The sequence below is a fragment of the Dactylosporangium fulvum genome (assembly GCF_025137375.1).
Taxonomy (GTDB): Bacteria; Actinomycetota; Actinomycetes; order Mycobacteriales; family Micromonosporaceae; genus Dactylosporangium; species Dactylosporangium fulvum.
In genome coordinates this window covers 6,342,061-6,366,354 of record NZ_CP073720.1, presented here as the reverse complement: position 1 = coordinate 6,366,354, position 24,294 = coordinate 6,342,061, and the positions used below count along the sequence as shown (strand labels likewise).

At 73.6% G+C, this 24,294-nt stretch carries 22 protein-coding genes; 20 read left to right on the top strand and 2 right to left on the bottom strand.

Annotated elements, in window-relative coordinates; genetic code table 11:
* The first annotated feature begins 2 nt into the window (after nt 1-2).
* From Dfulv_RS29410 to Dfulv_RS29395, 4 genes are read left to right on the top strand one after another with little or no spacing between them, the layout of a single operon-like run.
* Nucleotides 3-425, top strand: a complete 423-nt coding sequence (locus Dfulv_RS29410; protein WP_259856911.1) for a gas vesicle protein — start codon at nt 3-5, stop codon at nt 423-425.
* Nucleotides 422-1,183 (top strand): GvpL/GvpF family gas vesicle protein, encoded by a 762-nt coding sequence (locus tag Dfulv_RS29405; RefSeq protein ID WP_259856910.1) that lies wholly within the window; start codon nt 422-424, stop codon nt 1,181-1,183. Before Dfulv_RS29410 ends, Dfulv_RS29405 begins: the two co-directional genes overlap by 4 nt.
* Entirely contained in the window at nt 1,180-1,461 is a 282-nt protein-coding gene (locus Dfulv_RS29400) for a gas vesicle protein (protein ID WP_259856908.1), read from the top strand. Before Dfulv_RS29405 ends, Dfulv_RS29400 begins: the two co-directional genes overlap by 4 nt.
* On the top strand, nt 1,448-1,729 hold the full coding sequence (locus tag Dfulv_RS29395; protein WP_259856906.1) for a gas vesicle protein K: 282 nt from the start codon (nt 1,448-1,450) through the stop codon (nt 1,727-1,729). The genes Dfulv_RS29400 and Dfulv_RS29395 overlap by 14 nt, the downstream gene beginning before the upstream one ends.
* Before the next feature lie 70 nt (nt 1,730-1,799).
* Here Dfulv_RS29395 and Dfulv_RS29390 read toward each other — a convergent pair whose 3' ends face one another.
* The gene (locus Dfulv_RS29390; RefSeq protein ID WP_259868382.1) at nt 1,800-3,674 is read right to left on the bottom strand and encodes a sensor histidine kinase; all 1,875 of its coding nucleotides are present in this window, start codon (nt 3,672-3,674) and stop codon (nt 1,800-1,802) included.
* Between the two features lie 812 nt (nt 3,675-4,486).
* On the opposite strand from Dfulv_RS29390, the gene Dfulv_RS29385 reads away from it, so the two are divergent.
* From Dfulv_RS29385 to Dfulv_RS29345, 9 genes are all read left to right on the top strand, one after another.
* Nucleotides 4,487-5,338, top strand: coding sequence for an ABC transporter permease (locus tag Dfulv_RS29385; RefSeq protein ID WP_259856904.1), 852 nt, complete (start codon nt 4,487-4,489; stop codon nt 5,336-5,338).
* 3 nt (nt 5,339-5,341) lie between these two features.
* Complete coding sequence (locus tag Dfulv_RS29380; RefSeq protein ID WP_406567844.1) at nt 5,342-6,067, top strand: ABC transporter ATP-binding protein; 726 nt, start codon at nt 5,342-5,344, stop codon at nt 6,065-6,067.
* Nucleotides 6,064-7,617, top strand: coding sequence for an FAD-dependent oxidoreductase (locus Dfulv_RS29375; protein WP_259856901.1), 1,554 nt, complete (start codon nt 6,064-6,066; stop codon nt 7,615-7,617). The genes Dfulv_RS29380 and Dfulv_RS29375 overlap by 4 nt, the downstream gene beginning before the upstream one ends.
* Nucleotides 7,614-7,976 carry a 4Fe-4S dicluster domain-containing protein gene (locus tag Dfulv_RS29370; protein WP_259856898.1) on the top strand — a complete coding sequence of 121 codons (363 nt, stop codon included), beginning with the start codon at nt 7,614-7,616 and terminating at the stop codon, nt 7,974-7,976. The genes Dfulv_RS29375 and Dfulv_RS29370 overlap by 4 nt, the downstream gene beginning before the upstream one ends.
* Nucleotides 7,973-8,959, top strand: a complete 987-nt coding sequence (locus tag Dfulv_RS29365; protein ID WP_259856896.1) for an ABC transporter substrate-binding protein — start codon at nt 7,973-7,975, stop codon at nt 8,957-8,959. The genes Dfulv_RS29370 and Dfulv_RS29365 overlap by 4 nt, the downstream gene beginning before the upstream one ends.
* Complete coding sequence (locus Dfulv_RS29360) at nt 8,946-10,538, top strand: FAD-dependent oxidoreductase (protein WP_259856895.1); 1,593 nt, start codon at nt 8,946-8,948, stop codon at nt 10,536-10,538. Before Dfulv_RS29365 ends, Dfulv_RS29360 begins: the two co-directional genes overlap by 14 nt.
* Nucleotides 10,535-10,879: a 4Fe-4S dicluster domain-containing protein gene (locus tag Dfulv_RS29355; protein ID WP_259856894.1), complete on the top strand. Its 345-nt coding sequence runs from the start codon at nt 10,535-10,537 to the stop codon at nt 10,877-10,879. The genes Dfulv_RS29360 and Dfulv_RS29355 overlap by 4 nt, the downstream gene beginning before the upstream one ends.
* A gap of 124 nt (nt 10,880-11,003) precedes the next feature.
* Nucleotides 11,004-11,864, top strand: coding sequence for an NAD-dependent epimerase/dehydratase family protein (locus Dfulv_RS29350; RefSeq protein ID WP_259856893.1), 861 nt, complete (start codon nt 11,004-11,006; stop codon nt 11,862-11,864).
* A 208-nt stretch (nt 11,865-12,072) separates the two neighbouring features.
* Complete coding sequence (locus tag Dfulv_RS29345) at nt 12,073-15,171, top strand: BTAD domain-containing putative transcriptional regulator (RefSeq protein ID WP_259868368.1); 3,099 nt, start codon at nt 12,073-12,075, stop codon at nt 15,169-15,171.
* 146 nt (nt 15,172-15,317) lie between these two features.
* Here Dfulv_RS29345 and Dfulv_RS29340 read toward each other — a convergent pair whose 3' ends face one another.
* Nucleotides 15,318-16,898 (bottom strand): bifunctional 3-(3-hydroxy-phenyl)propionate/3-hydroxycinnamic acid hydroxylase, encoded by a 1,581-nt coding sequence (locus Dfulv_RS29340; protein WP_259856892.1) that lies wholly within the window; start codon nt 16,896-16,898, stop codon nt 15,318-15,320.
* A gap of 379 nt (nt 16,899-17,277) precedes the next feature.
* Here Dfulv_RS29340 and Dfulv_RS29335 point away from each other — a divergent pair, with 379 nt between their 5' ends.
* The 7 genes from Dfulv_RS29335 (at nt 17,278) to Dfulv_RS29305 (ending at nt 24,292) form a co-directional block, all read left to right on the top strand.
* Complete coding sequence (locus Dfulv_RS29335; protein WP_259856891.1) at nt 17,278-20,142, top strand: Na+/H+ antiporter subunit A; 2,865 nt, start codon at nt 17,278-17,280, stop codon at nt 20,140-20,142.
* Nucleotides 20,139-20,591 carry a Na(+)/H(+) antiporter subunit C gene (locus tag Dfulv_RS29330; protein ID WP_259856889.1) on the top strand — a complete coding sequence of 151 codons (453 nt, stop codon included), beginning with the start codon at nt 20,139-20,141 and terminating at the stop codon, nt 20,589-20,591. The genes Dfulv_RS29335 and Dfulv_RS29330 overlap by 4 nt, the downstream gene beginning before the upstream one ends.
* Nucleotides 20,588-22,108 carry a Na+/H+ antiporter subunit D gene (locus tag Dfulv_RS29325; protein WP_259856887.1) on the top strand — a complete coding sequence of 507 codons (1,521 nt, stop codon included), beginning with the start codon at nt 20,588-20,590 and terminating at the stop codon, nt 22,106-22,108. Before Dfulv_RS29330 ends, Dfulv_RS29325 begins: the two co-directional genes overlap by 4 nt.
* A complete protein-coding gene (locus Dfulv_RS29320) occupies nt 22,105-22,740 on the top strand; it encodes a Na+/H+ antiporter subunit E (RefSeq protein ID WP_259856885.1) in 636 nt (211 codons plus the stop codon). Before Dfulv_RS29325 ends, Dfulv_RS29320 begins: the two co-directional genes overlap by 4 nt.
* Nucleotides 22,737-23,000: a monovalent cation/H+ antiporter complex subunit F gene (locus Dfulv_RS29315; protein WP_259856883.1), complete on the top strand. Its 264-nt coding sequence runs from the start codon at nt 22,737-22,739 to the stop codon at nt 22,998-23,000. The genes Dfulv_RS29320 and Dfulv_RS29315 overlap by 4 nt, the downstream gene beginning before the upstream one ends.
* A complete protein-coding gene (mnhG, locus tag Dfulv_RS29310; protein ID WP_259856882.1) occupies nt 22,997-23,362 on the top strand; it encodes a monovalent cation/H(+) antiporter subunit G in 366 nt (121 codons plus the stop codon). The genes Dfulv_RS29315 and mnhG overlap by 4 nt, the downstream gene beginning before the upstream one ends.
* A 75-nt stretch (nt 23,363-23,437) precedes the next feature.
* The gene (locus tag Dfulv_RS29305) at nt 23,438-24,292 is read left to right on the top strand and encodes an ABC transporter ATP-binding protein (RefSeq protein WP_259868356.1); all 855 of its coding nucleotides are present in this window, start codon (nt 23,438-23,440) and stop codon (nt 24,290-24,292) included.
* The last annotated feature ends 2 nt before the right edge of the window (nt 24,293-24,294 follow it).

Genomic DNA, 24,294 nt, shown 5'->3' with positions numbered 1-24,294 from the left:
CCATGACACAACCTGTCCGCGCCCAGCCGGTCGCACCCGCGGTCGGCGGGCACCAGCCGACAAACCTCGCCGACATCCTGGAGCGGGTGCTCGACCGAGGCCTGGTCATCGCCGGCGACATCCAGGTCAACCTGCTCGACATCGAGCTGCTGACCGTGAAGCTGCGCCTGCTCATCGCCTCCGTCGACACCGCGCGCCAGCTCGGCATCAACTGGTGGGAGAGCGATCCGTTCCTCACCGGCGGCGACCGCCGCGCGGTGGAGGAGCGCCGTGCGCCCGCCCTCCGGGGCGAACGCGCGGACCGCCGTGAGCTCGAGGATCGCCGTGAGTATGAGGAGCGCGAGGACCGCCGCGAGTATGAGGACCGGCCGGTCCGGGAGCGCGACGACCGTCCGGCCCGGGCCCGGGCACGGGAGGAACGGTGACCGGTGTCTGGGTCCACGCTGTCGCCGGCACGGCCGGCGCGTCGACCGCGCACGGCATCAACGACACTGCCGTGCGCTGGGTGGGCGCCGGCGGGCTGTTCGCGGTCGTCAGCCCGGTCGACGTCGAGGACTACGAACCCGATCGGCTGGAGCAGCACCTGTCCGACCTGGAGTGGCTCGAACGCACCGCACACGAGCACCACCGGGTGGTGACGGCCGCCGCGGCCGCCGGCCCGGTCGTTCCGGCGGCGCTGGCGACGGTGTACCACGACGAGGCGCGGCTGGTGGACGACCTCACCCGGCACCGGGACGAGCTCACCGCGGCGCTGGACCGGGTCGCGGGCCGTACCGAATGGGGCGTCAAGGCCTACGCCCGGTTCGACGCCCCCGTGGACGCACCCGCCGCCGGCGGCGGTCCGGGCACGGCCTACCTCCACCGCCGGCGGACCGAGCTGGCCACGCGGGAGCAGCGGTACGAGCAGGCCACCGAGGCCGCCGATGCGGTACACGAGGAACTGTCCGCGCACGCGGTGCTGGCGCGGCAGCATCCGCCGCAGCACCCGCAGCTGTCCGGTGCGGAGGACGTCACCGTGCTCAACGGTGCCTACCTGGTCGACGACGACCGGACCGCCGAGTTCGAGCGGGCCGTCGAGGCACTGGGGGCGCGGGAGACGACGCTGCGGCTGGAGCTCACCGGCCCGTGGCCGCCGTACTCGTTCGCCGCCGCACCGGCGCTCAGGGCCGGTGTCGCGTCATGAAGCGGGAGGTCGCGCTGGTGGACCTGCTCGACCGGGTCCTGGCCGGCGGTGTCGTGGTGACGGGTGACATCACGCTCGCGATCGCCGACGTCGACCTGGTGCGCATCTCGCTGCGGGCCGTCGTGACGTCGGTGCACGCGGGCATGTCGCTGGAGCCCGCCGGGTGGCGGGAGCCTGCGGCGTTGCCGGCGCCTGTCGCGTCGTCGGTGCACGTCGCGTCGTCGGCACCTGTCGCGTCGCCGGTGCCTGTCGAGGAGCGTGCCGATGCGCGAGTATGAGCGGCTCCGCCTCGACCGCGACACGGTGGAACGGGACTTCGCGACCCTCGTGCTGACCGTGGTCGAGCTGCTGCGCCAGCTCGTGGAGCGCCAGGCGGTGCGCCGCGTCGACGAGGGTGACCTCACCGACGAGCAGGTCGAACGGATCGGCCTGACGCTGATGGCGCTGGACGACCGGATGGGTGAGGTGCTGGAGCACTTCCAGATCCGCCGGGAGGACCTGAACATCGACCTCGGCCCGCTCGGCCCGCTGCTGCCCCGCGATTGACCGCACCGGCCGCTGCCGAGCTCGGGCAGGGGGAGGACGGCACCGCGGCGCGCCTGAGGCTGCCCTCGGGTCAGCGGTGCGGCGGCCGGGTGCAGTCGACGTCGACCGGCAACGTGGCCACCAGCGTCGTGCCGTAGCCCGCCGGGCTGGTGAGCTGCAACTGCCCGCCGAGCGCCTCAACACGGTCGGTGAGGCCGACGAGCCCCGAACCGAGGCCGGGGTCGGCGCCGCCGACGCCGTCGTCGCGGATCGAGACCGTCAGGCACTCGTGCCCGGAGCCGTCCTCGGCGATGTTGATGTCGACGTAGGCCTCGTCGGACTGCGCATGCTTGGCCACGTTGGTGAGGGCCTCGGACACGACGTAGTACGCGGCCACCTCGACGCAGCTGGGCAGCCGTCGCTTCGGTCCGGGGTCCATCGTGACGGGGATCGGGCAGCGGCGGGCGAGGGCCTTCAGGGCGGGGCCGAGGCCGCCCTGGGAGAGGATCGCCGGATGGAGGCCGCGGGTGATCTCCTGGAGGTCCTGGAACGCCGCCGAGAGCCCTTCGGTCGTCTGTGACAGCCGGGCCCGCAGCTCGTCGTGGTCGGAGGGCACCATGGCCTCGGCGGCGCGCAGCTCCAGGCCGAGTGACACGAGCCGCTGCTGCAGCCCGTCGTGCAGGTCGCGTTCGAAGGAGCGGCGCGCCTCGTCGGCGGCGAAGACGATCCGGGCGCGCGACGCCTTCAGCTCCCCCTGGCTCTCGGTGTTCGCGACGGCGGTGGCGACGAGCTCGGTGAACTGTGCCAGGCGGCTCTCGGCGTCCGAGGGCGGCGGCAGGTGGCGCGACCAGAGGACGACCAGCGCGCCCCACATCCGGCCCTCGACCACGATCGGCGCGCCGACCGAGGCGTGGAAGCCCTCGCGGCGGGCCAGTTCGGCCAGCGCGCCGGCGCGCACCTCGTAGCTGTCGACGTGGGCGGGCCGGCCGGTGTTCAGGACCAGTTCCGTGGCGCCGCCGGAGGTCTTGAGCCGCTTGCCGAGCAATGGTTCCATCCCCGGTTTGCTGTACTCGGCGAGGACCGTGACGGTGCCCGGGACCTCGGCGCGCATCAGCCGGGTGGCGTCCGCGTCGAGCAGCCATGCCGTCTCGGCGGCGACCGCGGCGACGACGTCGGACGGCGGAGCGCCTTGTGCGACGAGCACGGCCACCCGGCGCAACACCTGCTGCTCGGTGACCAGCGCGCGCAGTTCGTCGCGGCTGGCCCGCAGCGAGTCGCTCATCTCCTCGCGGTCGCTCGCGGCGCGCAGCACCATCGCGAGCGCCGGCACCACCCGGTCCTCCAGTCGGCGCACCATCGGGTCCGGCAGGCCGGCGGGGACGACGAGGGTGCCCACCCTGGCGTGGTAGCGCAGCGGGAACGTCACCCGGCCCGCGCCGGCGGCCACCTCGCCGAGGTGCAGGTCGGCGAAGGGCAGGTCCAGGGCGTGCGAGAGGCGGCGGGACGCCTCAGGCAGTACCGACGACATGTCGTCGGTACTGAGCATGAGCCGGGTCAGCCCGATGAAGATCTGCGCCTCCCGGTGCCGCTCCAGCGCCTCGACCGCCCGGGACCTGGCCAGCTGCCCCACCGAGCTGGCGAGGACTGCTACGACGAGGAAGACGGCGAGCTCCGCCCAGTCGTGGCTGTCCCGGACGGTGAAGCGCCCTTCGGGCGCCACGGGGAAGAAGTTGAAGGTGAAGGCGCTGACGAAGGACATCACCACCGCCAGCCACAGCCTCCAGACCGTCGAGACGACCAGCACGCCGAGCAGGAAAATCACGGCCAGCGCCTCGCGTGGCGCCAGCCGGGACAACGGGTAGACCAGCAGGGTCTCCACGGCCAGGAACAGCGCGCAGACCAGGACACCCACGACGAGCTTCGGCGGCGTGGGCCGTACGAGCCAGGCCCCCAGACGTGCCAGCATCACGCGCCTGCTCCTGTCGCCCTCACCCGCACGGGTGGTGTCGAGGACCTCGTTCACGCGCACGGTCCGGCGTCGAGGCTGTGGCGCGCGGTGCCGTGCGGGAGCAGGTCCGACATGGCGCCGATCACCTCCGGATCCGGGATGTCCGCGACGAGCGAGTCGCGACGGTCGCAGGCCGGGCCGCCGTGACCGCGGGGCCGAGCCGGCGCTCGCCGGGCTCGGCCCCGCGGATGCCGGGCGCGGGTGGCACGACGACGACCCGGCCCACCGGGCCGGGCCGGTCGTGCAGGAACCGCGCATGCCGCGGCGCGCCGGTTCCGCGTTCGGACCGGACGCGAGCAGGGCCGGACGACGAGCAGATCGTCACCGAGCGAGTCGGCGCGCAAAAACCGCGATCTTCGAGACATCCGCCGGCCGGCCTGGGGATTGCGCACTCACGACGGTCACCGTCCGGCTTCCTCATCGCCGCCACGCCGGTGGCTGGTTCGGATGCACGATCACACAAGGGGGCTACCCATGGTCGGACCGATCATGCACGGCGTCCCCGGCCGCCGCGTGCGCCACCCGTGTGACTCGTCTTCCATTCGGTGAGATTCATATTTACCAGGTAGGAATACCGGGCTAGGCTCTCCGACATGACCAGGGGCCTTGCCGACGGGATCGTCGCGGTGACGATGCCGACCAGCTGCGGCTGTCGCCTGCTCCTTCGTGCGCGCTGAGCGCGCACGTCCCCGGCCCTCTTGCACGCGCATCCCCGGGTGCCCCGTCGATGTGGACGAGGCACGGCAGAGCCGTACCCACAAGGAGCCGAAGTGTCCACAATCGACATTGCCCGTCCAGCGCCCACCGCAGCGCCCGCCACCAGCCCGGCCGTCGGTGACGGCCGCGGCAACGGCCGGCTCCGCCGGCTGCTCGTCCAGTCCAGGCGGCTCAGCGGCCTCGCCGTCATCGTCGCGTTCTGGCAGTACGCCGCTCCCCGCGGCTGGCTCGGCAGCACGACACCCGCGCCGACCGACGTGTGGACGGCCGCCCTCGAGTTGATCCGGGCCGGGGAACTGCAGGCACACCTGCTCGTCTCGCTGGAGCGGGTCGCCAAAGGCCTCGCGTTCGGCCTGACCGCCGGACTCCTCCTCGGGCTGCTCGCCGGCCTGGTGAAGGCGGGCGAGGACGTCGTCGACGCGCCGATCCAGGCGCTGCGGATGCTGCCGCACCTCGCCCTCGTGCCGCTGTTCATCATCTGGTTCGGCATCGGCGAGACCGCGAAGATCGCGCTGATCACGATCGGGCCGATCTTCCCGCTGTACATTAACGTGCTGCACGGCATCCGCGGCGTCGACGAGCGTTTCGTCGAGTCGGCCCGATCCTGCGGTGTCGGCACGTTCGGCCTGATCCGCCGGGTCATCCTGCCCGGCGCGGTGCCGCAGATCTTCGTCGGGCTGCGCCAGGCGCTCGGCATCGGCTGGCTCAGTCTCGTCGTGGCCGAGCAGACCGCGACCACGCAGGGCATCGGCTTCCTGATGAACGACGCGCGGGAGTTCCTGCGCACCGACGTCATCTTTGTCGTCCTGGTCGTCTACGCGCTGCTGGGCCTGCTGACCGACCAGTTCGTCCGGTTCCTCGAACGCCGCACGCTCGTCTGGCGGCGCGGATTCACAGGGGTGTGACAGATGACCGCCATGCTGACCGGAGGGGTGACCGTCCGCGGTGTGACCCGCCGCTTCGCCGGCCGCACCGTCCTCGACGGCGTCGACCTGACCATCGCGCCGGGCGAGTTCGTCGCGCTGCTCGGCGCCAGCGGCTCCGGCAAGAGCACACTGCTCAAGGCCGTCGCCGGGCTCGACAAGGGTGCTGAGGGGCACTTCGACGTGCCGCAGCGGCGGGCCATCGTGTTCCAGGAGCACCGGCTCCTGCCGTGGTCGCGGGTCGGGCGCAACGTCACCCTCGGCGTCACCGGCAAGCGGCTGCGGGAGCGGGCGATCGCGGCGCTCGCCGAGGTCGGCCTCGAGGACCGCGTCGACGCGTGGCCCTCGACGCTCTCCGGTGGCGAGTCGCAACGGGTCGCCCTGGCCCGCGCCCTCGTGCGCCAGCCGGAGCTGCTGCTGCTCGACGAGCCGTTCGGCGCGCTCGACGCGCTGACCCGGCTCAAGGCGCAGGCCCTGGTGGCCCGCCTCTGGCAGGAACACCGCCCGGCCGTGCTGCTGGTCACCCACGACGTGGAGGAGGCACTGCTGCTGGCCGACCGGGCGCTGCTGCTCGAACACGGCCGCATCGCCCGCGACCTCACCATCGACCTTCCCCGGCCCCGCCGCCTCGACAGTCCCCGGTTCGCGGCGTTGCGCCGTGAACTGCTGCTGGGCCTCGGCGTCAACCCTGATCTGGAGGAGACCCCATGACGAGCGACGACCTCACCGCCGACGTACTGGTCGTCGGCGGCGGCCCGGCCGGCGCCTGGGCCGCCCTGAAGGCCGCGCAGCGCGGCGCCGACGTCCTCCTGGTAGACAAGGGCTACTGCGGTACGAGCGGCGCCACCGCCTCGGCGGGCACCGGCGTCTGGTACGTGCCACCGGAGCCCGCCGCCCGCGAGGCCGCCATGGCCAGCCGGGAGGCGCTCGGCGGCTACCTCGCCGACCGGCGCTGGATGGGCCGGGTCCTCGACGAGACCTACGACCGGATGAACGAGCTCGCCGCCGCCGGGCGGTACCCGTTCCCGGTCGGTGCCGACGGGCAGCAGCTGCGCCGCGGTGTGCAGGGCCCCGAGTACATGCGGCGGATGCGCATCTGGATCCGGCGCGCCGGCGTACGCATCCTCGACCACAGCCCGGTCCTGGAACTGCTCACCGACGAGGCCGGCAGCGTGGTCGGTGCCGCCGGGCACCGGCGCCAGGCGGACCGGCCGTATCAGGTACGCGCCGGTGCGGTCGTCCTGGCCACCGGCGGCTGCGCGTTCCTGTCCGGCGCACTCGGCTGCGACGTGCTCACCGGCGACGGCGCGCTCTTCGCCGCCGAGGTCGGCGCGGAGCTGTCCGGCATGGAGTTCTCCAACGCCTACGCGATCGCACCGGCGTTCTCGACGGTCACCAAGACCGCCTACTACTCGTACGCCACCTTCTACCGCGAGGACGGCTCGGTCCTGGACGGCGCCGGCAGCCAGCGCGGGCGCTCCGTCATCGCCAGGGTGCTGGCCGACCAGCAGAAGGTGTACGCGCGGCTGGACCTCGCCGACGAGGCGACCCAGCGGCAGATGCGGTACGGACAGCCCAACTTCTTCCTGCCGTTCGACCGGCGCGGCATCAACCCGTTCACCGACCGCTTCGAGATCACGCTGTTGCTGGAGGGCACCGTCCGCGGTACCGGCGGCATCCACGTCGTCGACGACGACTGCGCCACGTCGGTGCCCGGCCTGTTCGCCGCCGGCGACGCGGCCACGCGCGAGTTGATCTGCGGCGGGTTCACCGGCGGCGGCAGCCACAACGCGGCGTGGGCGATCAGCTCGGGCAGCTGGGCGGGGGCTGCCGCGGCGCGCACAGCGATCCGCCGGGGCCGCCGGGACACGCTGCGCCCGGCCGGTGGCGCCGGGCTTCGACCGACCGGCCGCGTCGGTGGCGCGCGGGACCACCAGGCGTTCGTCGAGCTGGTCAAGCGCCAGACACACCCGTACCGGACGAACTATCTGCGCACCGGGGAACGGCTCGCCGCCGCCCTCGCGGTCCTGGACGGCGCCTGGGACGAGGCGCGCCGGACGCTGCACGCGGACGACCGTGACGCGTACCGCGCCCGGCAGGCCGCGGCGATGATCGCCCACGCCCGCTGGATGTACCAGGCGGCCCTGTCCCGCACCGAGACCCGCGGCATGCACAAACGGCTCGACCACCCGGGCACCGACCCGGGCCAGCACCGTCGCCAGCGTGTCGGCGGCCTGGACGAGGTGTGGGTGCGGCCGTGATCGAGATCGTCTCCGAGACCCGCTGCATCACCTGCGACCGGTGCGTCGAGGTCTGCCCGACCAACGTCTTCGACCGCGGGCCCGGCGGCCTGCCCGTCATCGCGCGCCAGCCGGACTGCCAGACCTGCTTCATGTGCGAGGCGTACTGCCCGGCCGACGCGCTGTTCGTCGCGCCCGACAGCGGCCCGGTCCCCGACGGATCCCCGCTGCGCGACGAGGCGCACCTGACCCGCACCGGGCTGCTCGGCAGCTACCGCAAGGAGATCGGCTGGGGCCACGGCCGCCGGCCCGGTGCCCTCACCGCGGTCGGCCCGGCCCTGCGCACGACCGCCACCACCACCGAGAGAGGAACCCCATGAGACTCCGTACCGCGCTCGCCGCCCTGGCCCTGCTCGCCGTGCCCGGGCTCGCCGGCTGCGGCGGCGAGCCGGCGACGGCGGCCGCCGGCGAGGGAGGCCGGTTCACGCTGCGGATCGGCACGATCGGCACCGGCAACAGGCTCACCGGCCCGACCGGCTGGTGGCACAGCAAGGGCAAGCTGGTGCCCGCGCTCAGCGGCATCGGCGTCACCGACGTCAAGGTCGTGACGTTCCCCAACGGCCCCGACCTCAACCAGGCGCTCGTCGCCGGCGAACTCGACCTGGCCAGCTACGGCGACACGCCGGCGCTGGTCGCGAAGGGCGCCGGCCAGCCGACGAAACTCATCGCCCAGTCGGTGGTGAACAACGACGCGGGCATCCTGGCCAAGAAGAACGGCGGACCGGCGTCCGTCAAGGACCTGCAGGGCAAGAAGGTCGCCGTGCAGACCGGCTCCTACATACACCGCTACCTGCTCGGCGCCCTCGCCGACGCGGGCGTGAAGCCGGCCGAGATCATCCACCTCTACAGCACCGACACCGAGGCGGCACTGGAGCGCGGCGACGTCGACGCGGCCGCCGTCCCGGCGATCAACTACGAGGTGCTCAAGGCCAAGGGGTACCCCGGGATCGACCAGGCGTCGGCCGACCACCCCGGCTACCGCGGCACCAGCGCGACCGTCGTCACCGACAAGTTCCTCGCCGCGCACAAGGACATCGTGACCGCCTGGCAGCAGGTCCAGCGCGACGCCACGAAAGAGGCCAAGGCGAACTGGGACGACTACCTCACGTTCGCCGTGTCGCTGGTGCAGTTCCCGCCGGACCTGGTGAAGAAGACCACCGTCAAGGACCAGCTGCCCGACGAGCCGTTCTCCGACGAGGGGATCAAGCTGCTCGACGGCACCCGCAAGTTCCTCGTGGAGAACAAGTTCATCAAGAAGGAGTTCACGCTCGACGAGTGGATCGCCCCCGGTGCCCGCGCCTGAGCCCGTCCCCGCCGTCGTCGAGGCGGACGTCCTGGTTGTCGGCGGCGGCCCGGCGGGCACGTGGGCCGCCGTCGCCGCCGCCGAGGCGGGCGCGAGTGTGGTCCTGGCCGACAAGGGCTACTGCGGCACGAGCGGGTCGGCGGCCGCCGGCGGCAACAACCTGTGGTACCTGCCGCCCGGCCCGGCCCGCGCGGAGTCGATCGATCGACGCACCGCCCAGGGCGGCTCGCTGACCGACCGCGGCTGGATGCACCGCACGGTCGACGAGACGTACCGGCGAATCGAGCGGCTGGCGGAGTTCGGCTACCCGTTCCCCGTCGACGAGGACGGCCGGCAGCGCCGCGGCAGCCTCCAGGGGCCGCAGTACCTGCGGACGATGCGCCGCGCCGTGCACCGGCGCGGCGTGCGGATCCTCGATCACAGCCCGGCCCTGGAACTGCTCGTCGACGCCGACGGTGCGGTGGGCGGCGCGGCCGGGGTGCACCGGCAGGACGGCTGGCGTCCCTGGCGGGTCCACGCCAAGGCCACGGTCCTCGCCACCGGCGGCTGTGCGTTTCTCTCCGGCGCGTTCGGGCTCAACGTCGACACCGGTGACGGGGCGCTGTTCGCCGCCGAGGCCGGCGCGGAGCTGTCCGGGATGGAGTTCTCCAACGCGTACGCGCTGTCGCCGGCCTACGGCAACCACACCAAGGGCCTGATGATGCAGTTCGCGACGTACTACGACGAGGGCGGGACGGTCATTCCCGCCGACGGGCTCGGCGGCCGCGAGGTCCTCGCCCGGCACGTCGTCGCCGGCGGCCGGGTCTTCGCCCGCCTCGACAAGGCGCCGGCGGGGCTGCACGCGGCGATGCGGACCGCCCAGCCGAACTACTTCATCCCGCTCGACAAGGCCGGGATCGACCCGTTCACCACGCCGTACGAGGTGCGCTTCGTCCTGGAAGGGACGGTTCGCGGCACCGGTGGGCTCCGCCTGGTCTCCGCCGACTGCGCCACCACCGTCCCCGGGCTCTTCGCCGCCGGTGACGTCGCCACGCGGGAACTCGTCACCGGTGGGATCAGCGGCGGCGGCAGCCACAACGCGGCCTGGGCCATCAGCTCCGGCAGCTGGGCCGGTGCGGGCGCGGCACGGGCGGCGGCGCGCCGGGCCGGGCTCGGGCCGCTGCGCCCGGCCGGGCGTGCCGGACTGCGCCCGGCGGGCCGTCCGGCCGGGTCGGCGGGCACCGCGGACGTCGTCGCCGCGGTGCAGGGCGAAGTGGTGCCGCTGGAGCGCAACTACTTCCGCACCGGCGAACGGCTGCGCGGCTCGCTCGCGACGCTCGACGACGTGTGGGCGGCGGTGACGGCAGGGCTCGGTGGCGGCACCGCGTACGACGTCCTCAAGGCCCGTCAGGCGGCGGCGATGGCCGCGCACGCCCGGTGGATGTACCGTGCGGCGCTCGCCCGGGACGAGTCGCGGGCCATGCACCGCCGCGACGACCGTCAGGCGACCGACCCGGGTCTCGCGCGGCGGCTGCTGACCGGCGGCCTCGACGAGGTGTGGACCCGGTACGAGCCGGAGGACACGGCGGTGGCGGCATGATCGAGCTCGTCAGCGCGCAGCGGTGCGTCCGGTGCGACATCTGCGTGAAGGTGTGCCCGACGAACGTCTTCGATCTCGGGCCCGACGGCGTGCCGGTGATCGCGCGGCAGGACGACTGCCAGACCTGCTTCATGTGCGAGGCGTACTGCCCGACCGACGCGCTCTTCGTCGCGCCGCTGTCCGGCCCGGCGCCGGAGGGCTCCGACTACCGCGACGAGGCGGTGATGGTTGATCAGGGGCGATTCGGCGAGTACCGCCGCTGGATCGGGTGGGGGAAGGGCCGGACGGCCGGCAGCCGGCTCGACACCAACCACATCTTCACCGCCCGGTTGCGGCCCTGACGATCGCCCATGTCGCGAACCCGACCACCCGGATCGGGAATAGCCTTGTCGGAGGCGCATTCCCGGAAAGGACGCGGTGTTCGTCACGGCGCGCGACCGGTCCGTGCGGCCCTAGCCTGCACCCATGAAGATCGTACTGACCGGCGGGACCGGGTACATCGGTTCCGCGTTGCTCGAGCAGCTCGTCGCCGCAGGACACACCGTCACCGCACTGGTGCGCAGCGACGACGCCGCCGCGAAGGTCCGCAAGGCCGGCGCCGAGGCGGCCGTCGGGGACCTGTTCGACACCGCGTGGGTGGCCGAGCGGTTCGGGGCCGCCGACGGGGTGGTGCACACCGCCGCCACCGGCGACGCCAGGAGCGCGGAGTTCGACCGCTCGGTCGTGCGCGCGGCGGGGCAGGCGTTGGCCGGCACCGGCAAGCCGTACGTGCACACGAGCGGCATCTGGGTCTACGGCGACAACGCCGACATCACCGAGGACTCGCCGTTCGCGCCGCCGGCCCTGACCGCCTGGCGCGGTGAGGTGGAGCGGTCGGTGCTCGAGGCCGACCTGGTCGCGACGATCGTGGCACCCGGCGTCGTCTACGGCCACGGCGGCGGCATTCCCGGCGGCGTCCTGGCCGCGCAGCGGGACGAGGCCGGCCGGGTCCGGCTCGTCGGCGACGGCAGCCAGCACTGGGTCACGGTCCACGTCGAGGACGTCGCCGCGCTGTACGTCACCGTGGTCGAGCGCCGTGAGCGCCTGGGCTACGTGGTCGCCGCCTCGGGCGTGAACCCGACGGTCCGCGAGCTGGCCGAGGCCGCCGCCGGTGACGCGGGTGTGGCACCCGAGACCACCGACGCCTCGCGTGAGCGGCTCGGCGCGCTCTTCGCCGACGCGCTGCTGCTCGACCAGCAGACCGCGGCCGCGAAGGCCAAGGCCCTGGGCTGGACGCCGACCCGGCCGACCCTGATCGAGGAACTCCGCGCGGGTTACACGCGCTGACCGTGCTCCGGCCGTGGTAACGGCCGGGTCGTCCGCCGTGAGCGCCGGTGCCGGCGTCGCGACGGGCGGCCCGGCCGTTACGTCTGATCCGGCCATCGTCCAGAGTCGCGATGACGTCACCGTAACGCCCCCGCCGGCCCGGCGGCAGTACGCTGGCCGTATTGCTGCGCAGACCGCTCTCCGGTTCGGGATCCTCGGGCCGTTGCTGGTGCTGCGCGACGGCGACGCCGTCCCGGTCGGCGGGCCGAAGCCGCAGGCGCTGCTGGCGTTGCTGCTGCTGCGCCCCAACCGGTTCGTCGCCGCCGACTGGCTCGTCGACGCGCTGTGGGACGGCACACCGCCGGCGAGCGCCCACGTCACGCTGCGCACCTACGTCGCCGGCCTGCGCCGCGCGCTGGAGCCCGGCCGCGGGCCACGCGCCGAGGGCCGGGTCCTGGTCGGGCACAACGGCGGCTACGAGCTGCGTGTGCCGCCCGGCGCCGTAGACGCCGAGCGGTTCGCCGACCTGACCGAGGCGGCCGGGCAGGCCCTCGCGGCGGGCGACCCGGTCGCGGCCGAGCGCGACTACACCGAGGCGCTGGCCCTGTGGCGCGGCGCCCCGGCGGTCGGTGACCTGGCCGCCGCCCGGGCCGACGTCGCCCGCCTGACCGAGGCGCGCCTCGCCGCCGAGGAGGGCCGGTTCACGGCGGCCGTCGCCGCCGGCCGGCACCGGGCGGTGCTGCCGCAGCTGCGCCGGTTCGTCCTCGACCACCCGGCGCGGGAGGCCGCCTGCGAGCAGCTCATGCTGGCCCTCTACCGCTCCGGGCAGCAGGCGGCGGCGCTGACCGCGTACGACGTCGTCCGCCGGCACCTGGCGGACGAGTTCGGCGTCGAGCCCGGCGCGCCGCTGCGCGACCTGCACCGGCGCGTTCTCGGCCACACGGTGGCGCCGGTCGGCCCGGTCGCCCCGGTGAGCCGCCGTCCGGCGCTCGTCGGCCGCGACGCCGAGCTGGCCCGGCTGGGGGAGCTGCTCGCGGCGGCCGGGCGGGACGGCGGGCGGGTGGTCGCGGTCACCGGCGAGGCCGGCATCGGCAAGACCAGTCTCGCCGCTGCCGCCGCCGACCGGGCCGCCGCCGACGGGACCCCGGTCGTCTGGGGCCGGTGTCCCGACCTCGGGCAGGCGCCGCCGTTCTGGCTCTGGACACAGGTCGTGCGGGGCCTGCTCGCGCTGCCCGGCGCGGCCGGTCACGACTCCCCGGCGGCGCTGGCCGGCTTCACGGCGGCAACGCCGGGCGGTGCCGACGGCGGCCCGGCCGGGCTCATACCCGGACCACCGGGCGGCGCCGAGGGCGTGCTCGACCCGGTCGCGCGGTTCCGCACCTACGAGGCCCTCGCCGACCTCGTGCGCGGCGCCGCGGCACCGGCCGGCCTGGTCGTGGTCCTGGACGACCTGCACGCCGCGGACGTGGACTCCCTCCTGCTGCTCCGCTTCCTGGCCACCGGCCTGCAGCGCAGCCGCACCCTCGTGATCGGGACGCTGCGGCCGTACGAACACGATCCCGCCGTCGTCGCCGCGCTCGCCGATCTGGCGCGGGTCCCCGGCTCCGCGCGGCTGCACCTCACCGGCCTCGACGCCACCTCGGTCGCCGACCTGGTCCGCCGCCGCACCGGCGCCCCGGCGGCCACCGGCCTGGCGCGGCGGCTGGCGGAGCGCACCGGCGGCAACCCGTTCTTCCTCACCGAACTGCTCGCCACGCCCGACCCGGCGGCCGAGGGCGACCCGCCGCCCGGCGTGCGCGACGCGGTCCGGCAGCGGCTCCTCGCACCCGGGCCCGCCGTCCGGTACTGCCTCGACCTGCTCGCCGTGGCCGGCCGGGAGCTCGACCTCCGCCTGCTCGCCACGGCGACAGGCGACGGGGCCGCCGGCGCCGGTGATCTCGCCGAACTGCTCGCCGCGCCGGCAGCCGCGCACCTCGTCGCCGAGGCCGGTCCGGGCGCGGTCCGGTTCCGCCACCCGCTGTTCGCCGAGGTCGCCTACGCGGAGCTGGCCGCGCCGCGGCGCGCCGTGCTGCACGCCCGCCTCGCCGGCGCCGCCGCCGCGTTGCCGGACCGGAGCGGGCTCACCCCGGGCGAGCTGGCCCACCACTACGGACAGTCGATCGGGCTCGGCCACGGCGCCGACTTCCTGCGCTGGACCCGGCGCGCCGCCGAGGACGCGACCCGGCGGCTCGCCTACGAGGACGCGCTCGCCCACCTCGACCGGGCCGCCGCCCACCTGTCGCCGGAGGCCGGAACCTCACCCGGCACGGCGGCGGCCGAGCTCGACGTCCGGCTCCACCAGACCTCACTGCTCCAGATCACCGTCGGCGTCGGCAGCGACGCCGTCGCCCGGGTCGCCGCCCGGGCCCGCGCGCTGCTGCCGCTCGCCGGGGCCGACGCGGACCTCCACACCGCACTGTGGACACTCGGCGAGGTGGCCTGCAACCGCGCCGAGTACCCGATCGGCGAGCACCTGGCGGGCCGGCTGGTCCGCGCGGCGCCGCACGCCGACGGGCTGGTGGCCGCCGCCGGACCGTATCTGCTGGGCGCGGCCGCCTACTTCACCGGCCGGCTCGACGAAGCGGAGCGGCAGTTGAGCGTCGCCGCCGACCGGCTCGCCGGGGTCGCGCCCGCCGTGCTGCGGCGGCAGGTCGGCCGGACGCCGACGCTCGCACCGTACAACTTCCGCGCCCTCGTCCGGTCGCTGCGCGGTGACGCGGCGGCGGCGCAGGCCGACCTCGAGGCGGCGGGGGCTCTCGCCGAGCACTGCGACGATCCGTACGGCCGGGGCAACGCCGTCCTCTTCGCCGCCTGGACCGCCCTCCAGGCGCACGACGTCGACGCCGGCCGTGCCGCGGCCCGCCGGTGCCGTGAGATCGGCGCGCGGCAGCACATGCCGCACTTCGTCAGCACCGGCGACTTCCTCGCGGACTGGGCCGCGGCGCGCGGCGGCGACCGCGGCCGGCTCGCCCCGATGCGGGCCGCGGCCGACGGCCTCTACCGGCACGGGCTCCGTGCCACCCGGACGATCTCCGTCGCCGCGATGGCCGACGCGCATCTCGTGGCCGGTGACCCGCACACCGCCGCCGCGCTGGCGGACGAAGGGCTCGCCCTCGCCGCCGAGACGGGCGAGCGGGTGCTGACGGCCGAGTTGCGCCGCGTCCGGGGCCTCGCCACGGGTGACGACGCCGACCTGCGCGCGGCTGCCGAGATCGCCGGGGCGCAGGGCGCCCGCCTGCTCCTGCAGCGGGTCGCCGGCTGCCGGCCGCGACCCGCGGATCCGTCATGAGCCGGCGATTCGCTCCTCGTCCGGTGGCGGTCCGGCGAGCGTACGTCGGCGGCGACCTCAGGGCGGAGGCCGCCCGTCGCCGACCGCGGTCGAGGCCGGCGCGGCGGGCAGCACGGGGGAGAAGGCCGGCCAGCACCGCGTGGTGCTCACGACGGTGCCGGTGAAGGGGGCCCGGCTGGTGTCGCACGCCGTGGCGATCTGACCCAGGCAGGCGGCCCGGCCGCCAGGCTCGTGCCGTAGACGAACCGGTCGGGCCGCAGGACGGCCAGGCCGGCCCGGTACCGGTCGAACCAGGCCCCGAGGGTGCCGTCGACGTCGACCACGTCACCGGGGCCGGGCACGGCACCCGCGGGCAGGACACGCAGGAACGTCGCCGGTGGACCGGCCCACTCCGCCTCCGTGGCCTCGCCGACGGCCGGGCCGACGACCGCGAACCCGGTGCCGAGCACGTCGTCGAGCGGGCACGGCGCGGCCCGGCCGGCGACCATGACGGACGGCTGCGGGAACATCACGCCGACCGGACCCTTGCCGATGCCGCCGGCCAGCAGGCCGCGGCGCACCGCGGGTGCCGGCTTGAACTCGAAGTGCCGCACGAACCGGCGGATCCGCGGGACGGTCTGCACGGCCCGGAGCGCGGCGTCGCGCAGGGCCGCCGCGGACCGGTTGCGGACGAGGAAGACCCGGCCGAGCCGGACGCTGGTGACCGCCATCTCCTCGGTGTGCGGGCGGCGTTCCGCCTCGTAGCTGTCGAGGATCGTGTCGTCGGCCCCGCCGTCGAGCACGAGCGCGAGCTTCCAGGTGAGGTTCGCCGCGTCGCGCAGCCCGCTGCAGAGCCCCTGGCCGAGGAACGGCGGCATCTGGTGCGCCGCGTCGCCGAGCAGGAACACCCGGCCGTCCCGCCACCGCTCGGCGACGAGCTGGTGGAAGGTGTAGACGATCGCGCGGGTGACCGTGAACCGGGCCGGGTCGACATACGGGGCGACCAGCGCGTCGACGGTCTCCCGGCGGGTCATCTCCGCCGCCGTCTCGCCGTCGCGGAGCATGAACTCCAGCCGGTGGGTGCCGAACGCACCGGGCGACACGAACGCCGGGCGGCGCCAGTCGCAGACGAACCGGGTCGTGGGCTGGCGGACCCCGCCGGGCGCGACGTCGCCGGAGACAGCCAGCCACGGCTCCTCGTACGACGTCCCGCTGAGCCGGATCCCGGCGGCGGTCCGGGCCGTGCTGCGCGCGCCGTCACAGCCCAGGACATACCGCGCCCGGATCGTGGAGCGCTCGCCGGTGCGCGTGTCGTGCAGCCCGACGGTGACCCCGTCGCCGTCCTGGGCCAGCTCGGTCAGCTCGACGCCGAGGCGCAGGTCGACATGTGGATACCGGTCGAACCCGGCGCGCAGCGTCGCCTCCAGCCGCGGCTGGTCGAAGAAGTGTAGCGGTTCGCTGCCCAGCCCGAAGTCGATCTCGTCGAGGGCGATGGTGGCGAATGGCCGGCCGGCGCCGTCCACGTATTCTACGGTCGGCGGCGCGTACATGTCCCGGGCGACCTCGTCGCGCAGGCCGGCCTGCTGGTAGACCCGCAGCGCCTCGTCGTCGCAGGAGAAGGCGCGTGGCTGCTGGTGCGGCGCGGTGCTGCGCTCGACGACCAGGGTCCGCACGCCACGGGCGCCGAGCAGGTTGGCGGTGAGCGCGCCGACCGGACCGCAGCCGACCACCACGACATCAGGATGCATGGACCACAGGGAACAACAGCGCTGTGGAAACCGTGTGGAGGCCGGCCTGCACACGGTCTCCACAACGGTGTGTGCCCCCGCGTCGTTGGAGCCCGACGACCGGCTGAGGGGCCGGTCGAAGGAAATGGGTGCTGGCCCCGATGCGGGCGGCCAGCGGCAACGGCAATACTCTAGGCACGATCTGCCGCAGCCGTCGTTGCCGTGGTGCTGCAGTTGCTGCTGCCTGCCCAAGTGCCGGACGTGTGGTGTCGTGGTGTGCAGGCCGCTTGGGTGACGCCGGTCACACGCATCTGGTGCAGATCATCGGTACCGCCGCCGCGAACTTGATCGTGGTGCAGGATTATTGCTGCCGGTAGATCCCGGACACTGAGGAGGGTTTGTGCTGGTACTGGTGGCGATCCACGTACTCGCAGCCGTGATCGCCCCAGCGCTGACACGTATCTGGGGGCGCCGCGCCCTGTACCTCGTGGCGCTGGCACCCGCCGCGACGTCGGTCTGGGCGCTGACCCGGACCGGTGTGGTCCGCTCCGGCGAGCCGGTCGTCGAGACGATCACCTGGATCCCGCAGCTCGGCCTGGAGTTCGCCCTGCGGATGGGCACCCTCGCCTGGTTGATGGTGCTGCTCGTCGGCGGGGTCGGTGCGCTGGTGCTCGCCTACAGTGCTCGCTACTTCCGCTCCGACGATCCGGGGCTGGGCCGCTTCGCGGCCGTGTTCGTCGCCTTCGCCGGCGCGATGCTCGGCCTGGTGGTCTCCGACGATCTGCTGTTGCTGTACGTGTTCTGGGAGCTGACATCGGTCTTCTCCTACCTGCTGATCGGCACCGACCCGACCCGGCGGGCCAGCCGGCAGGCGGCGATGCAGGCGCTGCTGGTGACCACCCTCGGCGGCCTGGCCATGCTCGCCGGGTTCATCATGCTCGGGCAGCACGCCGGCACCTACCGCTGGTCGGAGATCGCCACCGACCTGCCCGGTGGCGGCTACCTCGCGGTGGCCCTGGTGCTGATCCTGCTCGGCGCGCTGAGCAAGTCGGCGATCTTCCCGTTCAGCTTCTGGCTGCCCGGCGCGATGGCCGCCCCCACCCCGGTCAGCGCATATCTGCACGCCGCCGCGATGGTCAAGGCCGGTGTGTTCCTCGTCGCTTTGCTGGGCCCGGCCGTTGCCGGCGCCGCGCCCTGGCGGCCGGTGTTGCTCATCGGCGGACTGGTCACCATGTTCCTCGGCGGCTGGGCCGCTCTGCGGCAGTTCGACCTGAAGCTGCTGCTCGCCTACGGCACGGTCAGCCAGCTCGGTCTGCTGATGGTGCTCCTGGGCGCCGGTACCCGTGACACCGCGCTGGCCGGTGTGGTGATGCTGCTGGCGCACGCCCTGTTCAAATCGACCCTGTTTCTCGTGGTCGGCATCGTCGACCACGTCAGTGGCACGCGGGACCTGCGCGAGCTGAGCGGTCTGGGGCGGCGAGCGCCCGCCCTCGCCGTGGTGGCCGGGCTCGCGGCGGCCTCGATGGCCGGTCTGCCGCCCGTGGCCGGCTTCGTCGCCAAGGAGGCCGCCGTCGAGGCGTTCCTGCGCGGCGACACCGTCGACCGGGTGGTGCTCGCCGGTGTACTGCTCGGCTCGGTCTTGACCGTGGCGTACACCCTGCGGTTCGTCTGGGGGGCGTTCGCCGCGAAGCCCGGTGTGCCCGCTACCGCGGCCCGGGCGCCGCACCGGGCCTTCCTCGCACCGGCCATGGTGCTCGCCGCCGCGGGCCTCGCGGTCGGTGCGTTCGCGCCCGCCGTCGACCGCGTGCTCGCCCCCTACGCCGACCTGTACGGGGGCGGCGACGCCGGTTATCACCTCGCTGTGTGGCACGGGTTCACCCCGGCGCTCGGCCTGTCGGCGCTGGCGGTGGCCGCGGGCACCGGCCTGTTCTGGCTGCTGCACCACGGCCGGCTGCGCCCGGTTCGGCTTCCCTTCGACGGTGCTGCCGTCTACAACCGGCTCATCGGCGCGACCGACCGGCTGGCGGTGGAGCTGACCGGCGCCACCCAACGCGGTTCGCTCCCGTTCTACCTGGGCGTCATCCTGGTCATGCTGGTCGTCCTGCCAGGTGGCGCGCTGCTGGCCGGCATGCCGTGGCCGCAGCGGTACACGCTGTGGGAGTCGCCCCTGGAGGCCGTCGTCGCCGCCGCCGTGGTCGTCTCGGCGCTGGCGGCCGCGCGGGCCCAGCGCCGGCTCACCGCGATGATCCTGGTCGGAGTCACCGGCTACGGCACCGCGTTGCTGTTCGTCCTGCACGGTGCCCCCGACCTGGCGCTGACGCAGTTCCTGGTCGAGACCGTCACCATCGTCATGTTCGTGCTGGTGCTGCGCCGCCTGCCGGCGCGGTTCTCCGAACGGCCGATCCGCGTCAGTCGGCTCGTCCGCGTCTCCATCGGCGTCGCCGTGGGCGTGGTGACCGCCGCCATGGCGTACGTCGCGGCGGGGGCGCGGCTGGCCACCCCGATCTCGGACGGCTTCCCGAGCGAGGCCGTCTCCTACGGCGGTGGGCGGAACGTGGTGAACGTGACGCTGGTCGACATCCGGGCCTGGGACACCATGGGCGAGATCGCGGTGCTGGTCGTGGCCGCCACGGGCGTGGCCAGCCTCATCTTCCGCCGCTCCCGGGCTCTCGGCCTGCGCAGCGGGATCCCTGGCGTCGGCCGCAGCGACACGGTCTGGCCGCGCTGGCTCACCACCGGCGCCACCTCCCGCCGGCAGTCCGTCATCCTCCAGGTCGTCACCCGGCTGCTGTTCCACGCCATCGTGCTCTTCTCGATCTACCTGCTCTTCTCGGGGCACAACGCCCCGGGCGGCGGCTTCTCCGCCGGTCTGGTCGCCGGGCTCGCGCTGGCCGTGCGGTATCTGGCCGGCGGGCGCACGGAACTCAACGGCGCCGCGCCGGTCGACGCCGGCGCGGTGCTGGGCGCCGGGCTGTTCGTCGCCGTTGGCACCGGCGTGGCCGCGATGCTGCTGGGCGGTGAGTTCCTCCAGAGCGCCCTGCTCGACGTCCACGTGCCGGTCCTGGGCCACGTCCACTTCGTCACCTCGGTCTTCTTCGACGTCGGCGTCTACCTCATCGTCGTCGGCCTCGTGCTGGAGATCCTGCGCAGCCTCGGCGCGGAGATGGACCGCCAGCAGGAGACCGACCGGGACGAGACCGACCAGCCGGAGAACGACCGGCACGAAACCGGCCATGCCGAGACGCGGACGAAGGAGCTCGTGTGAACCCGAACCTCACGTACGTCCTCGTGGTCGGTGTGCTCTTCGGCGCCGGCACGACCCTGCTGCTGCAGCGCAGCCTCACCCGGGTGCTGGTCGGCGTCGTCCTGCTCGGCAACGGCGCCAACCTGCTCCTGCTCACCGGCGGCCGGGCCGGCGGCCCGCCGATCGTCGGTACCACGGCCGAGAAGGACATGAGCGACCCGCTTCCCCAGGCGATGGTCCTGACCGCGATCGTCATCACCCTCGGCATGACCGCGTTCCTGCTCGCCCTGGCGTACCGCAGCTGGCATCTCAGCGGCCACGACGAGGTGCAGGACGACGTCGAGGACCGCCGCATCATGGAACTCGCCGGCCGCGACGAAGGCTCGGGCACCACGGACAACGAAACCGGCGAGGACGAAGTGGTCGCCGGATCCGGCGACCACCCGGTGGGCGCGGGGAGGCGCGGATGACCTGGCTGGTTCCCCTGCCGGTGGTGATGCCGCTGCTCGGTGCGGCCCTGACCCTGTTGCTCGCCGGGCAGCCTCGCGTCCAACGCTGGGTCAGCCTCACCGTCCTCGGCGCCACCGTCGCCGTCGCGGCGCTGCTGCTGGTCCGCTCCACGCTCGACGGGCCGCTGGTCGTCGAGGTCGGCGGCTGGGCCGCGCCACTGGGCATCGTCCTGGTCGCCGACCAGCTCGCCGCTTTGATGCTCGTCGTCTCCGCCGCGGTCACCCTGTGCGTGCTGGTCTACTCCATCGGGCAGGGCATGGCCGACGGGGACGAGGAGACCCCGCTGTCGGTCTATCACCCGACCTACCTGGTGCTGACCGCCGGTGTGTGCAACGCCTTCCTTTCCGGCGACCTGTTCAACCTCTACGTCGGTTTCGAGATCCTGCTGGTCGCCAGCTACGTGCTGCTGACGCTGGGCAGCACGGAGACCCGGATCCGGGCCGGCACCACGTACGTCGTGGTCAGCCTGCTGTCGTCGCTGATCTTCCTGGTGGCGATCGGCCTGGTCTACGCCTCGACCGGGACTTTGAACCTGGCCCAGCTGGCGCACCGGCTCGACGCGCTCCCCGACGACCTGCGGCTGCTGTTGCAGCTCATGCTGCTGCTCGCCTTCGGCATCAAGGCCGCGGTGTTCCCGCTGTCGGCCTGGCTGCCCGACAGCTACCCGACCGCCCCGGCCCCCGTCACCGCGGTCTTCGCCGGCCTGCTCACCAAGGTGGGCGTCTACGCGATCATCCGCACCGAGACGCTGCTGTTCCCCGGCGGTCGCGTCGCCGACCTGCTGCTGGTGGCGGCGGCGTTGACCATGGTGGTGGGCATCCTCGGCGCCGTCGCCCAGTCGGACGTCAAACGGCTGTTGTCCTTCACGCTGATCAGCCACATCGGCTACATGCTGTTCGGCGTCGGCCTCACCACCTCGCTCGGCCTCTCCGCCGCGATCTTCTACGTGGTGCACCACATCACCATCCAGACGACGCTGTTCCTCGCCGTCGGGCTCGTCGAACGCCGGGGCGGCAGCACCGCCCTGGATCGTCTCGGTGGGCTGGCCCGCCTCTCGCCGCTGCTGGCGGTGCTGTTCTTCGTGCCGGCCCTCAACCTTGCGGGCATCCCGCCGTTCTCCGGCTTCCTCGGCAAGCTCGGCCTGCTGCAGGCGGGTGTCGCCGACGGAGGCCCGCTGGCCTGGACCCTCGTCGCGGGCGGGCTGCTCACCAGCCTGCTCACCCTCTACGCCATCGCCCGTGTCTGGAACCTCGCCTTCTGGCGCGCCCCGCACAAGGACATGCCCAACGCCGGCGAGACGCACATCGGCACCATGCTGCCCCGGCTGATGATCGCGCCGACCGTCGCCCTGGTGGCGCTCGGCCTGGCGCTGACGGGGGTGGCGGGCCCGCTGTTCGACCTCAGCACCGACGCCGCCGACGACCTGCTGCGCAGGAGTCCATACGTCAACGCCGTGTTTCCGGACGGTACCCCATGACCGGTGTCTCGAAGCCGTCGGCCGGCCCCACCGCTGCGACGAACCCGCCACTGACCCGCCGCGCGCGGCTACGAAACCACCTCATCGCCGCGACCGTGCTCGTGGCGATCTGGATGCTGCTGTGGGGCAGTTTCACCTGGGCCGACCTGATCGGCGGGATACTGATCGTCGTCGTGTTGCTGGCGGTGTTCCCACTGCCGCCGGTGACCTTCGCGGGAAAGATCCGGCCGGTCCCGTTGGCACGGTTCTCGCTGCGCTTCCTCCGGGATCTCGTGGTCGCCTCCGCCCAGATCGCGTGGCTGGCGATGCGGTTCGGGCACACGCCGCGAAGCGCGATCATCGCCGTGCCGCTGCGGGTCAACACCGACCTCAACCTCACCCTGACCGCCGAGGCGCTGTCCCTGGTGCCCGGCAGCCTCATCGTCGAGGCCGACCGGACGTCGGGCACCCTCTACGTCCACGTCATCGGCGTGCGCAGCCTCGACGAGGTGGAGCGGTTCCGGCGCAACGTGCTGGACCTCGAAGCCCGGATCGTCGCCGCCGTCGGTTCGGCCGAGGAGCGCCGCCGCGTGAACAGTCCCGCCGCCGCCGGCCCGCCCGTGCCGGCCGACCAGGAAGGACCATCAACATGAGCATCGTCGCCATGATCGTCACCGTGCTGCTCGCCGTGGCCGGCGGGCTCACGCTCACCCGCATCATCCGCGGACCGTCCATCCTCGACCGGGCCGTCGCCACCGACGTTCTGCTCGCCATCATTGTCGCCGCCATCGCCACCGAGGCGGCCCACAGCCGGGACGCCACCGCACTTCCGGTCCTGGTCGTCCTCGCCGTCCTCGGGTTCGTCGGCTCGGTCGCCGTCGCCCGGTTCGCCGCTCGGAGCGATGCCCGGTGACGCTCGACATCGTCCTCGACATCGCCGCCGCCGTCTGCCTCATCGCCGGTGCGCTGCTCACCGTCGCCGCCGGTGTGGCGCTGGTACGGTTCCCGGACCTGTTCTCCCGCATGCACGCGGCGGCCAAGCCGCAGGTGCTCGGTCTGCTGCTCGTCCTGCTCGGGTGTGCGCTGCGACTGCGCACCGGCGTGGACATCACCACGCTCATCCTGGTCGGCGCCTTCCAACTCGCCACGGCGCCGGTGGCCGCGCACATGGTGGGCCGGACCGCGTACCCCCACAACGAGATCCGCCGCGACCTGCTGATCACCGACGAACTCGCCGCCCACTACAAGCGGATCGGTCCCGGCCACCGCACCTGACCCGCATTTCACCGACTGTTGTGCCCGCCCGGCCACGGTTGACAGGAAATGAGGTTAGGCTAACCTAATGCCGTGCTGCGTGCTGATGATTCCGCGGCCGGACTCCGTGGTGACCGTCTGACGCTGGGATACCACGGGACGCCGGTGGTTCACGACGCCTCGATCGGCCTCTCCGCCGGCGCGGTGACCGCCCTGGTCGGGCCGAACGGCAGCGGCAAGTCCACCCTGCTGCGGGCCCTCGCCCGCCTGCACAAGCCGGTCTCCGGTGAGGTGCTGCTCGACGACGGCGTCTCCGCGTTCGCGCTGTCCGCGAAGGAGTTCGCGCGCCGCGTCACGCTGCTCTCCCAGCACCGCCCCACCCCGAGCGGGGTCACCGTCCGGGACGTCGTGGGGTACGGCCGCCACCCGTACCGTGGCGGGTGGCGCCGCGACGACCCCGACGGGCAGCGCGCGATCTCGTGGGCCATGACCGTCACGGGCGTCGAACCGATGGCCGAGCGGGCCGTGGACGAACTCTCCGGCGGTGAACTCCAGCGCGTCTGGCTGGCCACCTCCCTGGCGCAGGACACCCGTGTCCTGCTGCTGGACGAGCCCACCACCTTCCTCGACCTGCGGTACCAGGTGGAGATCCTGGATCTGGTGCGCGACCTGGCCGACGAGCACAGCGTCGCCATCGGTGTCGTGCTGCACGACCTCAACCAGGCCGCCGCGGTCGCCGACCGGGTGGTCCTGTTGCACCGCGGCGTGGTGCTCGCGGCCGGCGAGCCGGCCGACGTCTTCACCCCGGAGCGGCTCACCGCCGCGTACGGCATCCCGGTCGAGGTGACCACCGAGCCCGGCACCGGCCTTGTCACCACACGCCCGGTCGGGCGGCACAGCAGCGGCCGGGGCGCTGGTTCCAGCTCCACGATGCAGATGACTCCGCGATGAAG